This is a genomic window from Mesorhizobium sp. M3A.F.Ca.ET.175.01.1.1 (assembly GCF_004791945.1).
Taxonomy (GTDB): Bacteria; Pseudomonadota; Alphaproteobacteria; order Rhizobiales; family Rhizobiaceae; genus Mesorhizobium.
Genome location: NZ_SRTP01000354.1, coordinates 1 through 295, shown reverse-complemented (window position 1 = coordinate 295; position 295 = coordinate 1). Strand labels below are relative to the sequence as shown.

At 64.4% G+C, this 295-nt stretch carries 1 protein-coding gene; it reads left to right on the top strand.

Going from position 1 to position 295, the window contains the following annotated elements; genetic code table 11:
- A partial coding sequence (locus EN818_RS31965) for a LysR substrate-binding domain-containing protein (RefSeq protein WP_245521447.1) occupies window positions 1–295 on the top strand: 295 nt, incomplete at both ends.

Here is a 295-nt window from a genome sequence, read left to right as displayed (position 1 = left end):
CGCAGGTGCAGACCAGCCTCGACCGGCTGACCGAGATCGCGGCGCGGCGGAAGGGCAAGGTGCAGATCGCCTGCGCGCCGACGCTTGCGGCGAGCCGGCTGGGCGACATATTGGCGACGTTCAAATTGCGCTATCCGCGCTCGATCGTCGAGGTCATCGAGACGCCGCCGCAGGGGGCACTTGCGCTGTTGCAGCAGCAGGAGGTTGAATTCTACATCGGTCCCGAACTGCCGAACCTCAACGACTTCCAGTTCGAGTCGATCCTCGACGATCCGCTGATGGCCTGCATTCCGAC